11 protein-coding genes are annotated in these 13,365 nt (G+C 53.8%); 7 read left to right on the top strand and 4 right to left on the bottom strand.

What is annotated here, in order from left to right:
- Positions 1-386: hypothetical protein (locus J3R80_RS08115; RefSeq protein WP_275393271.1), on the top strand; the 386-nt coding region annotated here is incomplete at its 5' end.
- Positions 387-550: 164 nt separating this feature from the next.
- Positions 551-748 (top strand): hypothetical protein, encoded by a 198-nt coding sequence (locus J3R80_RS08120; RefSeq protein ID WP_275393272.1) that lies wholly within the window; start codon positions 551-553, stop codon positions 746-748.
- A gap of 28 nt (positions 749-776) precedes the next feature.
- Here J3R80_RS08120 and J3R80_RS08125 read toward each other — a convergent pair whose 3' ends face one another.
- Positions 777-1,067: a hypothetical protein gene (locus J3R80_RS08125; RefSeq protein WP_275393273.1), complete on the bottom strand. Its 291-nt coding sequence runs from the start codon at positions 1,065-1,067 to the stop codon at positions 777-779.
- Between the two features lie 125 nt (positions 1,068-1,192).
- Here J3R80_RS08125 and J3R80_RS08130 point away from each other — a divergent pair, with 125 nt between their 5' ends.
- From J3R80_RS08130 to J3R80_RS08150, 5 genes are read left to right on the top strand one after another with little or no spacing between them, the layout of a single operon-like run.
- Complete coding sequence (locus J3R80_RS08130) at positions 1,193-3,958, top strand: DEAD/DEAH box helicase family protein (RefSeq protein WP_275393274.1); 2,766 nt, start codon at positions 1,193-1,195, stop codon at positions 3,956-3,958.
- On the top strand, positions 3,955-5,505 hold the full coding sequence (locus tag J3R80_RS08135; RefSeq protein ID WP_275393275.1) for a restriction endonuclease subunit S: 1,551 nt from the start codon (positions 3,955-3,957) through the stop codon (positions 5,503-5,505). Before J3R80_RS08130 ends, J3R80_RS08135 begins: the two co-directional genes overlap by 4 nt.
- Positions 5,502-6,419: a GIY-YIG nuclease family protein gene (locus J3R80_RS08140; RefSeq protein WP_027263522.1), complete on the top strand. Its 918-nt coding sequence runs from the start codon at positions 5,502-5,504 to the stop codon at positions 6,417-6,419. The genes J3R80_RS08135 and J3R80_RS08140 overlap by 4 nt, the downstream gene beginning before the upstream one ends.
- Positions 6,416-7,906: a class I SAM-dependent DNA methyltransferase gene (locus tag J3R80_RS08145; RefSeq protein ID WP_275393276.1), complete on the top strand. Its 1,491-nt coding sequence runs from the start codon at positions 6,416-6,418 to the stop codon at positions 7,904-7,906. The genes J3R80_RS08140 and J3R80_RS08145 overlap by 4 nt, the downstream gene beginning before the upstream one ends.
- Positions 7,907-7,934: 28 nt before the next feature.
- Entirely contained in the window at positions 7,935-10,754 is a 2,820-nt protein-coding gene (locus J3R80_RS08150; RefSeq protein ID WP_275393277.1) for a TrlF family AAA-like ATPase, read from the top strand.
- 151 nt (positions 10,755-10,905) lie between these two features.
- Here J3R80_RS08150 and J3R80_RS08155 read toward each other — a convergent pair whose 3' ends face one another.
- The 3 genes from J3R80_RS08155 to J3R80_RS08165 are packed head-to-tail and all read right to left on the bottom strand — an operon-like array spanning position 10,906 to position 13,297.
- Positions 10,906-11,634, bottom strand: a complete 729-nt coding sequence (locus tag J3R80_RS08155; RefSeq protein WP_275393278.1) for an amino acid ABC transporter ATP-binding protein — start codon at positions 11,632-11,634, stop codon at positions 10,906-10,908.
- Positions 11,634-12,464: an amino acid ABC transporter permease gene (locus tag J3R80_RS08160; protein WP_275393279.1), complete on the bottom strand. Its 831-nt coding sequence runs from the start codon at positions 12,462-12,464 to the stop codon at positions 11,634-11,636. Before J3R80_RS08160 ends, J3R80_RS08155 begins: the two co-directional genes overlap by 1 nt.
- 11 nt (positions 12,465-12,475) lie before the next feature.
- The gene (locus J3R80_RS08165) at positions 12,476-13,297 is read right to left on the bottom strand and encodes an ABC transporter substrate-binding protein (protein WP_275393280.1); all 822 of its coding nucleotides are present in this window, start codon (positions 13,295-13,297) and stop codon (positions 12,476-12,478) included.
- Between the last annotated feature and the right edge of the window lie 68 nt (positions 13,298-13,365).

Consider the following 13,365-nt stretch of genomic DNA (forward strand, 5'->3'; position numbering starts at 1 on the left):
TTCGGTGCTTCGGTGCTTCGGTGCTTCGGTGCTTCGGTGCTTCGGTGCTTCGGTGCTTCGGTGCTTCGGTGCTTCGGTGCTTCGGTGCGTCTAAGAGGGCGCTGCTCGTGTGTGGCATTGTCGGCGTGACAAATTGCATACGGTCGAATAGGGCAGCGATTTCGTTGTTTCTTTGCGGTTTCCATCCTAAGCTAAAATTGAATTTCACTATGAGCGAGCAAATGAGCGAAGAACGGTTTAAACAACTGATGTCGCGTCTCGACCACATCGAGTCGAACATGCTCACGAAGTCCGATGTTTGCCAATCGGTTCTGACGGCTCAAGGTTTCATGCTCGCGATTGTTGTTGGTGTCGTCGTCTTGAACTCGATGATCGGCTTCGGTTGACATGGCTGCGGTCGAGGCAAGCTAAGGCTATGTGCTGACGGGCGGCACCTGAGGAAGTAAATTGCCTGTCGAACCCAAATTGCCGAAATTCGGTGATCCAATGTGCGAGCGCACCTCTTGAAGTATGTGAAGGGGTTTGTCGCGTTGAAGATGAAGGAAGCGCGATGACTGATTCAAACACTTTGCAGAGCTGGAACCATCCAGATTCTCACGAGCTGAACGACTGGCATCTCTTTGGCCCCAAGAATTCGGAAGTCGCTGATCTGGTCCTTAGGTTGGCGTACGAGAAGGGAATGCGCCTTGCTGACATAGAACAACTGATGGTGAAGGCGCTGAGCGAGCGGCTTTTTCGAGACGACTAGAGATGGTTCAAGAACTGGTTCAGGCGGGTCAATCCTGGTGTTTTCCAAACACCTTCTTTATGCGATCTTCCAAGCCGTCCAGGTCAACATCATCGGTTACCCAATCAAAAAGCCCGTTGCCGTCCATTTCTCGCACTGACGTTACGCGGTTCAACGCGTTATCGATCACGTCTTTTTTGCCGGTGGAGTAGGCATCCGAGATCATCTTCAATTGCGCTGCAAGGCTTTTAGCAAGATCTTTGTCTTCGATTGTAGTACGCACAAATGCCTCCTTTCTGCTGTGGTAATGTTTGCTCGGGGAGCGGGTCAGAATGGCCACTTAACCACGAAAGCCGCTCGGCTTTAGATTGCCAACTATGTCTGGCAAAGTGCTTTTCGATTGTGTCCATTGTTTTTCATTTTCAATCACCTGCTTACACTTTATGGTTGCGGAGAAATTGAGGTGTGAACGAATTGAACGAAATCAACCAAAATCCGGAACAGATTGCACGCGACAAGATTGATGAGCTGCTTCGGTCATCGGGTTGGGTTGTTCAAAACAAGTCAGAGCTTAATCCCTCGGCATCACTAGGTGTCGCGGTGCGTGAATACCAAACCGATATCGGTCCGGCTGACTATGTCTTGTTTGTTGACGGGAAAGCTGTGGGGGTGTTGGAGGCCAAACCCGTGGAATGGGGGCAGAAGCTTACAACAGTAGAAGAGCAGTCCGGGGGCTATGCGTCGGCGCAGCTGAAATGGATCAGCAATTCCAGCCCGTTGCCGTTTGTATACGAAAGCACTGGCGCAATTACCCGGTTCACAGACGGTCGTGATCCCAAGCCAAGATCTCGGGAAGTGTTTTCGTTCCATAGACCAGAGACTCTGGCGGAGTGGAGCAAACAAGCCCAGTCTCTCAGAGCAGCGCTGCAAGACCTGCCTGAGCTGAACGAAGATGGGCTAAGGGAATGCCAAACAAGCGCGATTTCTAGGCTGGAGGGGTCTCTCAAGGAAAATCGTCCCAGGGCGCTGATCCAGATGGCGACGGGATCGGGCAAGACCTTCACAGCGATCACAGAAATCTACCGGCTGCTCAAGCACGCGGACGCCAAGCGGGTTCTTTTCCTTGTCGACACCAAGAACCTTGGGGAACAGGCCGAACAAGAGTTCATGTCCTTCGTCCCAAACGACGATAACAGGAAGTTCACCGAGCTTTACAACGTCCAGCGCCTTAAGTCGCGCCACATCGCCGGGGATAGCCAGGTTTGCATCTCAACCATCCAACGCATGTACGCGATCCTCAAGGATGAGGAGCTGCCAGAAGGCGCAGAAGATGAAAACCCGGCCGAACAATGGAAGCGGAAACGAGAGCCTCTTCCAGTGGTCTATAGCGACAAAATACCGCCTGAGTATTTCGACTTCATCGTCATCGATGAGGCGCACCGCTCGATCTACAATTTATGGCGTCAGGTCATTGAGTATTTCGATGCCTTCTTGATTGGTCTTACTGCCACGCCCGATGATCGCACCTTCGGGTTTTTCCAAAAGAATGTTGTGAGCGAATATACACACGAAGATGCCGTTGCTGACGGTGTGAATGTCGGCAACGAAATTTATGTGATCGAGACCGAGGTTACCCAGAAGGGTGCAAAACTGGTCGCGAAGCAGCAAGTCGAACGCCGTGAAAAGCTGACCAGAAAGAAACGCTGGGAACAACAAGACGAGGATGAGGCCTACTCGGCAAAGCAGCTCGACCGGTCCGTAGTGAATGCTGACCAGATCCGGACAGTCATCAGGGCCTTCAAAGACAACCTGCCCAATATTTTTCCGGGTAGAAACGAAGTGCCAAAAACTCTCATTTTCGCCAAGACCGACAGCCATGCAGACGACATCATTCAAACCGTCCGGCAAGAGTTTGGCGAGGGCAACGAGTTCTGCAAGAAGATCACCAGCAAGACGGATGGTGACCCGAAATCCGTTCTTGCGGCCTTTCGCAATGACTTCTACCCGCGCATCGCGGTCACAGTGGACATGATCGCCACGGGAACGGACGTGAAGCCGCTCGAATGCCTCTTGTTCATGCGCGACGTGAAATCAAAGAACTACTTTGAACAGATGAAAGGGCGCGGCACACGTGTGGTGAAAGCTGACGATCTGAAAAAGGTCACGCCATCAGCCCGCGCAAAAAGCCACTACGTGATCGTCGATGCAATCGGCGTGACGAAGTCGGTGAAAACGGCAAGCCAGCCATTGGACACCAAGCCCTCCGTTCCTCTCAAAGACCTCGCAATGGGTGTTATGATGGGCGCGGCGCGGGATGAGGCATCGGTCACGTCCCTTGCGGGCCGTCTGGCGCGGATAGATAGGCAAATTGACGATCAGCAACGCACGCAAGTTGAGGCTGCTGCGGGTCGCACCTTGCGCTCGGTGATCAAGGGCCTGTTCGACGCGATCGACGCCGATGCTGTCTTGGCCGATGCCAAGGCCGCAACGGGCCAGGATGAACCTGATGAGGCCGCTCAGGACGCCGCGCGGGCCAAGCGTGTGGGTGAAGCGGCAAAGATGCTGAACGGCACGCTCATCAATACGCTCGACACCATCCGCCGCGACTTGGAGCAAACGGTCGATCACGAAAACCTTGATCACGTGACCAAGGCGGAATGGGCGGGTGATACGGATGAAAACGCAAAAGCGCTCAGCCAGGATTTTGAAACCTACCTCAATGACAACCGCGACAGGTTGGAGGCGTTGACGATCTTTTTCAACCAGCCCGCCCGCCGCTCAGAGATCACTTTCGCCATGATCCGCGACGTGTTGGAGGCATTGCGCGCCGATGCCCCGCGCTTGGCCCCGCTCAATGTGTGGCGGGCCTACGCGCATCTGGACGAGGTGCAAGGGGCCGCACCCGAGAAAGAGCTGGAAGCCCTGGTTGCCCTGATCCGCCGCGTGGTTGGGTTGGATGACAAGCTGACGCCCCATGCGGATCGTGTTCGCAAGAATTTCCAGAACTGGGTTCTGAAACGCCACGCGGGCAAAGGCGCGAAGTTCGACGAGATGCAAATGACCTGGCTGCGCATGATCCGAGATCATCTGGCCAGCAGTTTCCATATCGCGCGGGATGATCTGGACTTTGCCCCCTTTGACGGGCAAGGCGGATTGGGCCGGATGTATCAACTGTTCGGTGATGAAATGGAGCCTCTGATGGCCGAGATGAATGAGGCTGTGGCGGGATGAGTGAGTTACCGAGTGGGTGGGTTTCCGTCACTATTTCTGACTTGGGCGAGGTTGTTTCCGGCGGGACGCCATCAACTAAGGTGCCAGAGTATTGGGGAGGCGATATCGTCTGGTTTTCCCCTGCTGATCTTACGGGGTACACTCGGAAAACCATTAGGACCGGCGCGAAAAATATCACCGAGAAGGGGCTTGCGAACAGCTCAGCGAAACTGATGCCTGCTGGCAGCATTTTGTTCTCGTCCCGCGCGCCGATTGGCTACGTTGCAATCTCAATGTCAGAATGCGCGACAAACCAAGGTTTCAAGAGCCTTGTCCCGTCGAAGCATATCAGCAGCGACTACGTTTTCCACTACTTGAAGTCCGCTAAGCAGCTGGCTGAAAAACATGCTAGCGGAACCACGTTTAAAGAAGTCTCTGGCAGGGCATTTGCGAGATTGCCCGTGCCTCTCCCTCCCATCGACGAGCAACGCCGCATCGTTGAGAAGATCGAGCAGCTCTTTGGTCTGCTGGACAAGGGCGAGGAGAGTTTGCGGGTGGCGCGGGACAAGGCGGGGCTGTACCGGCAATCCCTGCTCAAACACGCGTTTGAGGGCCACCTGACCGCCGACTGGCGCGCCGCCAACCCCGACAAACTCGAAGCCCCCGAAACCCTCCTGACTCGCATCCAGGAAGAACGCGACACCCGCTACAAACAGGCCCTCGACGATTGGCAAGACGCCATGGCCAAATGGCGCGCGGAGGGTGAGGAAGGGAAGAAGCCTGCGAAGCCGAAGCGGCTCGCAGAAGTAATTGGCAAACCTCAGATCCCCGATGATCTTGCCCAACATTGCTTCGAGGATTGGACATGGTTGCCGGTTTCCGATGTAGCAGTTGTCACGGGTGGGCTGACCAAGAACCAAAAGCGAAACTCGCATCCGTTGAAGATGAAGTACCTTCGCGTAGCCAACGTCTACGCAGACCGGCTTGAGCTGAACGAGATCACTGAGATTGGCGTCACCAAAGAAGAGTTCGAGAAGCTCAAATTAGAAGAAGGCGACCTTCTTGTTGTCGAGGGCAATGGGTCAATCGAGCAGATTGGTAGGGTGGCACTTTGGAACGGCAGACTGGATGACATCGGCCACCAGAATCATTTGATCAGAGCGCGGTTTGAAACAGCGATTGTCCCGCGTTTTGCGCTGCTGTTCTTGATGTCGCCTCTGGGTCGCAAGCTGATCATTAAGAAAGCAAATTCGACATCCGGTCTGCATACCCTGAGTATCTCGAAGGTCAGCTCATTGGCCTTGCCAGTGCCATGCGTTGCAGAACAAGCCGAAATCGTCAGCCGCCTCGAAGCCAAACTCTCCACCCTTGACGCGCTCGAGGCGGATATCGACCGCCAGCTCGCCCGCTCTCGCGCACTGCGCCAATCGATCCTCAAACGCGCCTTCGAGGGCAAACTTGTCCCACAAGACCCAACAGATGAACCCGCCTCAGCGTTGCTGGAACGCATCAAAGCCGAGCGGGATGCAGCCCCAAAGCCTAAACGCAAACGAAAGACGCCCGCATGACATCGCAAGGACGCTCAATCGAACTCTTTTTCCATGACGGCGATCCCGATGGGATGACGACGGCAACAATCCCATTTCAGTGGACAGGGCATGTCTTAGTCACAAACCGAACGCAGGTTTTCGATGCGCTCAAGGAACCGGAGGCGTCTCAGCCTGGCATCTACCTTCTGGTCGGTGAAACCGAAAACGGCCTGACGCTTTACGTAGGAGAGACGGACGAGATCCGCACAAGGATCAATCAGCATATTAAGGATGCGTCCAAAGACTGGTGGGAGCGGGCTATCTTTGTGACGGCACAAGGCGAGCCACTCAACAAGGCGCATGCGCGCTATCTTGAAAGCCGGATTTATGGGCTGGCATCGCGGATCTCAAAGGTTGCACTGGCAAACAATAAGGCTCCTACTGAAAGCCCGCTCAGCAAAGCAGCCCTCGCACATATGGAGGACTTTCTGAAGAATTTGCGGCTGGTTTTGCCTGCATTGAGGTTTGATTTCCTGACGGAACAAACCAAGCCGAAGGTTGCCACCACGTCGAGTGAGCCTGAAAATCAGCCCGTGTTCTTTGTGCTTTCGACTAAGGAAGTAGCCGCTCGAGCGAGGCAAGAGGGTGGAGATTTTGTCGTTGAGGAAGGTTCCGACGCACGTAGTAAGTGGGTCGGATCAACAAGCAAGGATTCAACATACGGTCGGCTCTATGAATCGCTCGTGTCGCAAGGCGTGATCGGGGATCAAGACGGGGCTAGGAAATTTCTGCAAAGCTATGCCTTCAACAGTGTGAGCGCTGCCGCATCGGTTGTGACCGGGCGACCAACGTCAGGCACAGGTGCTTGGCTGCTGGAGAGTGATCAAACGAAGAACTATGGCGACTATGAAGCCGCGAAGGCAGAGCAGACAGAGGAAGAGGCAACAACATGAATACAGCCCCCATTGTTTCAAAGGTCTGGAGCTTCTGCACTACTCTGCGTGACGACGGCGTGGGGTATGGCGACTATCTGGAACAGCTGACTTATCTGATCTTTCTCAAGATGGCTGATGAGTATTCCAAGCCACCACACAATCGGAGCGTCGGTGTGCCTGAGGGTTTTGACTGGGCATCGCTGAAGGCAAAGCGCGGCGCGGAGCTTGAGGTTCACTACGTCGATCTGCTTCGAACGCTTGGTACTAAGCCGGGGATGTTGGGACAGATTTTCACGAAGTCGCAGAACAAGATTCAGGATCCAGCGAAGCTCTACCGGTTAATCGACATGGTGGATGGCGTCGATTGGGTCATGCTTGGCGCGGATGTTAAGGGTGATGTCTACGAAGGGCTTTTGGAAAAAAACGCTGAGGATACGAAATCCGGCGCGGGTCAGTACTTTACGCCTCGTTCCCTTATTTCAGCCATGGTGGAATGCCTGGCGCCAGAACCGGGCAAGACGATTGCGGACCCAGCTTGCGGAACCGGTGGCTTTTTTCTTGCCGCATACGACTATCTGAATGACCCGAAACACGGTGGTCTAGACCGAGATCAGAAGGCGTTCCTTAAACATGATACCTTTTTCGGGAACGAGATCGTCGCCAATACGCGCCGGATGTGCCTGATGAACATGATGCTGCACAACATCGGCGAGATTGATGGTGACAGCCTTGTATCGCCCAACGATGCATTGGTGACCGCTTCACCGCAGACCTTTGACTACGTCCTAGCGAACCCGCCGTTTGGCAAGAAAAGCTCAATGAGCTTTACCAATGACGAGGGCGAGCAGGAAACCGATGATCTGACCTACAATCGTCAGGATTTCTGGGCGACCACATCGAACAAGCAGCTGAACTTTGTCCAGCACATACGGTCGATGCTGAAGAGTACTGGCCGCGCAGCTGTGGTTGTGCCTGATAACGTGCTTTTCGAGGGCGGTGCAGGTGAGACGGTGCGGCGCAAGTTGCTGCAATCCACCGATTTGCACACCATTTTGCGCCTGCCGACAGGTATCTTTTATGCGCAAGGCGTGAAGGCGAACGTCCTGTTTTTCGACAACAAGCCGGCGAGCCCAGAGGCCCAGACGAAAGAGGTCTGGTTCTACGATTACCGCACGAATGTCCATCACACGTTGAAGAAGAAGCCGATGACCTATGAGCACCTGGCCGACTTCGTGGCGTGTTTCAAAGCTGGCGAGACGCACCATCGGGTCGAAACCTGGTCTGAAGATGCGCCAGACGGCCGCTGGCGGAAGTATCAGCTGAAAGAGCTGCTCGACCGGGACAAGGCCAGCCTTGACGTGTTCTGGCTGAAGGACAAGAGCCTGACGGACATGGAGAATCTGCCTGCACCTGACGTGCTGGCTGAAGAGATTATTGAAGAGCTAGAGGCAGGGTTGGAGAGCTTTCGAAGAGTGCGGGCGGAATTGACCGTAGTAGAAGAGTGATCAGGCTGCCGAGGTTGGAGAGTAATTGATGGCTAAAGAGTTTCTCGGAGCAGGTGACAAGGGCGCACACTATCACCGCTGCGATTTTCAGGTGCACAGTCCAAGGGATCGCCAGTGGAAAGGTGATGCGTGCGTCACTGACGAAGAGCGGGCGCAATATGCAGCCAGCTTAATTGCCGCATGCCGCGAGAAAGGCCTCGACGCTATAGCCGTGACCGATCACCATGACATGGCTTTCGTGAAATATGTGCGGGAAGCGGCTGCACAAGAAACCGACGCAGAAGGAAACGAGTTACCAGATCGAGAGCGCATTGTAGTTTTCCCTGGTATCGAGCTGACTTTGGCCGTTCCGTGCCAAGCTATCCTTATCTTGGATGCCGATTTTGAGGATAATCGCTTCGATTCTGTTCTAACAGCGTTGGCGGTCAATCCCGCGCCGGGTGCTGACGCAAAGACCGCTCAGACAGAACGCCTGGAAACCATCGACTCTTTCAAATTGCTCAAAACGAAACTCGATGAACATAGCTGGCTTAAGGATCGCTACATCATATTTCCAAATGTCAGTGGCGAGGGGAAATTCTCGCTTCTGAGAAATGGTATGGCTCCAAAGTACAAGGATATGCCGTGCGTCGGCGGCTATCTCGATGGCTCCAAAAGCGGGCTCAAACCAGGCACCCTGAATATTGTGGGTGGTAAAGAGAAGGCATGGGGACACAAGCGTATTGCCTGCATCCAGACATCGGACAACCGACGAGCTGATCACGCCGATCTTGGTAATCATTCGTCATGGATTAAGTGGGCGAACCCTACCGCAGAAGCATTGCGGCAAGCATGTCTGGCTCAAGAGTCGCGGATCGCCGATGACGCGCCAAATCTTCCCACGGTGGTAATCACTTCAATCAGTGTCCAGAATAGCGCATTTCTCGGTCCGGTAGAGTTGTCCTTTAATCCCCAGTACAACGCCCTGATCGGGGGGCGTGGTACAGGCAAGTCGACAATACTTGAATACCTAAGGTGGGCGCTTTGCGACCAACCCCCGGCATCTGACCGAGAAGACACACCTGACTACCAAGCTCGCAGGACGCGTCTCATCGATGGAACTCTAAAACAAATGGGAGCAACGGTGGATGTGTCATTCACTGTAAACGGGGTTCCTCATCAAGTTCGACGCTCAAGCAAGGACGGCTCGACTCAGATCAAGGTTGGCGAAGATGAGCTTCGCCCCTGTTCAGAAAGTGAGGTACGAACCCTTCTGCCGATCCAAGCATACAGTCAAAAGCAACTTAGCAATGTCAGCGTCCGACTAGATGAACTGGGGCGGTTCATCCGAACACCAATTCAGACCGAACTCGGTTCCCTTCAGAGGAAAATAGAAGAGCAGGAAACGAAGTTAAGGAAGAGTTTTTCAACACGCCAACGCCAAAAAACCATACAAAGAGATATTGGGCGTATCCAGCTTGAAGTACGTTCATATCAAGAGCAGGCCAACCAAATTCGAACGTCGCTGGCTGGTCTATCGGACGAAGATCGGCAGTTGCTTGAACTTGGCCCGTACTTTGATCGTGCTGAACAGGCTGTCGAAATGCGTGAAGTGCGTCTTGAGGCAATCAAGGATCGCATCGCGGATTTTCGGGTCGAGGATGAAGAAGTTGCGGATGAACAAGTCTTGGTGTTGCCGGAAGGGTTCCCCAATCGAGAGCGGGTAGATGCGCTAATATCTGAATATGATGCACTTATCGAAAGTGTTGAAGCCTCTCTTGGAAGCGTGGTCAGGCGAATTGATGAAGCCCTTTCCGCTGGAGAAGGTAGCACGAAGTCCGTTTGGGATGCCCAACTTGAAGCCTATCGACTAGCCTATGATGAGGCGGTGGAGCGTTCTTCGACCCATAGAGACCAGATGGGTCAACTAAAATCCTTAGAAGCTAGGGTTGGCGATCTTCAAAGAGAACTTTCGAGGCTTAATGATGAGGTTAAATCTTATCAAAAAGCCGTTGAAGCTTATCAACTCGATCAGGAAAAACTGCATGAGTATCGTCAGCAGCGTGATGCATTAATCCAGACACAATGTGATGCTCTGACTGAAAGTTCTGGTGCAGCAATACGAGCACAGGTGCAACGATACGCCGATGCTGAGCGGTTCTCTTCGATGCTCAAGTCAAAACTGTCTGGGTCAAACATCAGAACAGCAAAACTTGATCAAGTAATAGGGTATATCCTTGATGCCGAAGATCCTCATCGCGCTTGGGAAGGCGTTTTGGAGGATCTTGAAGGCCTTGCTAGTTTGAATCTGGACGCTGAGGTAGCCGATCAGATGCCCGATAGCCCGTTTTTGTCGGATGCAGGTGCGACAGCGGGCGACTGTGAAAAACTCTCGCGGAAGCTTGATCCTGAGGATTGGTTGGCTCTGTCCCTGACTGAAATTGAAAGCAAGCCAAAATTTGAATATCGCTCGCGTGAAGGAGAATACATCGAATTTTCAAATGCTTCGTCAGGTCAACAGGCTACTGCGCTACTTCGTACCCTGCTGAACCAGTCTGGACCGCCGCTGTTAATCGATCAGCCCGAAGAAGATCTTGATAACCCTGTAATGCAAGAAATAGTCGAGCAGATTTGGGCGGCGAAGAAACGGCGTCAGATCATTTTCGTCAGTCACAATGCTAACTTGGTAGTAAATGGCGATGCGGAATTGGTAGCTTGGTGTGAGTATCGTAAAGCAGGCGATCAGTCAGGTGGAAAAATCGCCGGTGAGGGCGCAATAGATATTCCTGCCGCTCGCGATGCGATTAAACGGATCATGGAAGGCGGAGAAGCTGCATTCAATCTGCGGCGAGAAAAATATGGTTTTTAGCAAAGACCTCAGCTTGGCGTGGTATTAAGTGTGGTATAATTCATTATCCATTCAAAAAAACTATTTACTTACAATTAATTAAATAACAAGTATGTAAGACTTCGTCTCCGCCACCAAACCTTATGTCTTTCTGCCAAGCAGCTTTATTGCGTCACAAGACCGAGGCAAGAAACTCTTTTGTGCGTTTTGTTTGTGGGGTGTTGAAGATCTGATCTGGTGTGCCGGTCTCAATGATCTTTCCGCCATCCAGCACACAGACCCTGTCAGCGGCTTCCTTGGCAAAACCCATTTCATGGGTGGCAAGGATCATCGTCATGTTCTGGGTTTTCAGCTTTAGCAGGGTTTCCAGCACTTCGCTGACCAGTTCCGGGTCCAAGGCCGAGGTCACTTCATCAAACAGCATGATTTTCGGCTGCATCGCCAGCGCACGAACGATGGCAACACGCTGTTGTTGTCCCCCCGACAGCTGATCGGGATAGGCGTGCATTCGGTCTTTCAGATTGAACCGTTCGAAAAGCTGGGTCACGTCCGGCAACAGGTCTTTCTTTGACCGCTTGAATACGCGGGATGGTGCAAGCAGCACGTTTTCGACCGCAGTCATATGTGGAAACAAGTTGAAGCTTTGAAAGACAAGACCGATCTTGCGGCGGACAGGTTGTGGGGCGACATCGGGCAGAGAGATGTCGCGGCCGTCGAACCAGATCTCGCCCTCGTCAATCGGCTCTAACAGGTTGATCGTGCGCAGAAGCGTAGATTTTCCCGAACCGGAGGCCCCGATCAGGCAGACCATCTCGCCTTCGTTAACCTCCAGATCAATGCCACGAAGCACTTCGGTGGCGCCGAACGATTTGGTGACATTTGACAGATGAAGAATGGGCATCAACTGCGCGCCTTGTTCTGTTTTGCGATCAGGTAATCGGCAAAGCGGGTCACCGGGATCGTAACCGCCAGAAATATGATCGCGGCCCCGACATAGGGTGTGAAATTCGCCAGCAGGGATTTGTGGACACCGGCTTGGCGCAGCAATTCCACGGGTCCGATGAAGGACAGAAGCGCCACGTCTTTTTGCAGGGCAACCAGCATGTTCATGTTGGCTGGCACCACGCGGCGGATCGCCTGCGGCAAAACCACATAGCGCATGATGTCGGTATGCGACAGTCCAAGCGACTTGGCTGCCGCCCGCTGGCTTTCATGAACGCTTTCTATGCCGGCACGGAAGATCTCGGCGACATAGGCGGAGTAGGTCAGGATCAGGGCAAGCGAGCCCCAGATGTATGGGCTGTTCCATGGGCGTTGCAGACCAAGGCCGGGCACGCCGAAGCCGATCAGGAACACGATCAGGATCACTGGGACGCCGCGAAAAATATCGGTGTAAAGCACACCGAACACGCGCAAGGGAAACAGGGCGGGTGCGCGTGCGTCGCGGCACAGCGCGATAAGCAGCCCGAGTATGGCGATGATGGGGGTGCACCACAGAAAAATGGCAACGTCCCACCGAAAAGCAGACAGAAGTGATGGAAAGGTCTTTGCGAGGATTTCCCAATCGAAGAAGCTGCTGCGCACCCGGTCCCAGCCCGGTGTCATCGGCAAAAGAATGACGATCAGGCCTACGACAACAATGGTGCTAAGCGTCGCGACCATCACCGATTTGCGCCGCGCCTTTTGTTCATAGATTTGGCGGGCCGTAAGGCCCGCGCTTGTCGTTTTCATGGAATGTGTCGTTATTTAATCAGCGGAACGCCGGTGGTTTCTTGCAGCCACTCGGCCTCGATCGCGGCGAGGGTTCCGTCATCCTTCATCGCAGACAGTGCTTCATCCACGCAGGCTTTCAGTGGGTTTCCTTCTTCCATCAGGATGCCGAACTGGTCGGGATTTTCGCTGCGGTCGGCGGGAAACTGACCCAGAAGCGCACCATCATCCAGAACCACAGCGCTGAGATAGAGCGCGGTCGGAAGATCGAACAAGGCCGCGTCGATCTGGTTGGCTTTCATCGCCTCGACCACGTTCACGTTATCATCGTACAAAAGCGGCGTATCAGCGGGCGCGATTGACGAATTGACGGTTTCAAGCGCCGTGGTGCCTGCCATGACGCCCCATTTCAGGTTTTTCAGTGATTCAAGCTCGGCGGTTGCGCCACCATCGACTGTCGGTTGGCGCACCAATACGGCCATGGCGGCAGAATAGTAAGGCTCGGAGAAATCGACAACTTTCTCGCGGTCCTCGGTGATCGAGAATTGTTGCAGGTTCACGTCGAACTCTTTTGCGCCCGGCTGAATCGACTGGTCAAAGGTTGCGCGTGTCCAGACGACGGCGTCCTTTTCAAAGCCCATGCGCTTGGCCACCTCATAGGCGACGGCGGCTTCAAAACCGGCCCCGCTTGCCGGGTCGTCATCCATCACCCAAGGGTAATAGGCGGGGTTGCCCGTCGCGATGGTCAAAACATCGGGGGTCAGGGTTTTCCCATCGGCACAATGGTCGTCGGCAATGGCAGATGTTGCGCCCAGCAGGCTGAACATCAGGGCGGTTGTGAAAATCGGTTTCATCGGAATCTCCATTTGGATGGCGCCCAGTGACTTTAGGGCGGGCAGAACTTGGCTGTCCAGATGAAGTT

The organism is Aliiroseovarius sp. Z3 (assembly GCF_029105185.1).
GTDB lineage: Bacteria > Pseudomonadota > Alphaproteobacteria > Rhodobacterales > Rhodobacteraceae > Aliiroseovarius.

What these genes read in the sequence shown, in the direction of transcription:
- J3R80_RS08155 (WP_275393278.1), bottom strand. Translation starts at nt 11,634, where the DNA reads ATGCCCATTCTTCATCTGTCAAATGTCACCAAATCGTTCGGCGCCACC.
- J3R80_RS08135 (WP_275393275.1), top strand. Translation starts at nt 3,955, where the DNA reads ATGAGTGAGTTACCGAGTGGGTGGGTTTCCGTCACTATTTCTGACTTG.
- J3R80_RS08120 (WP_275393272.1), top strand. Translation starts at nt 551, where the DNA reads ATGACTGATTCAAACACTTTGCAGAGCTGGAACCATCCAGATTCTCAC.
- J3R80_RS08165 (WP_275393280.1), bottom strand. Translation starts at nt 13,297, where the DNA reads ATGAAACCGATTTTCACAACCGCCCTGATGTTCAGCCTGCTGGGCGCA.
- J3R80_RS08150 (WP_275393277.1), top strand. Translation starts at nt 7,935, where the DNA reads ATGGCTAAAGAGTTTCTCGGAGCAGGTGACAAGGGCGCACACTATCAC.
- J3R80_RS08145 (WP_275393276.1), top strand. Translation starts at nt 6,416, where the DNA reads ATGAATACAGCCCCCATTGTTTCAAAGGTCTGGAGCTTCTGCACTACT.
- J3R80_RS08140 (WP_027263522.1), top strand. Translation starts at nt 5,502, where the DNA reads ATGACATCGCAAGGACGCTCAATCGAACTCTTTTTCCATGACGGCGAT.
- J3R80_RS08160 (WP_275393279.1), bottom strand. Translation starts at nt 12,464, where the DNA reads ATGAAAACGACAAGCGCGGGCCTTACGGCCCGCCAAATCTATGAACAA.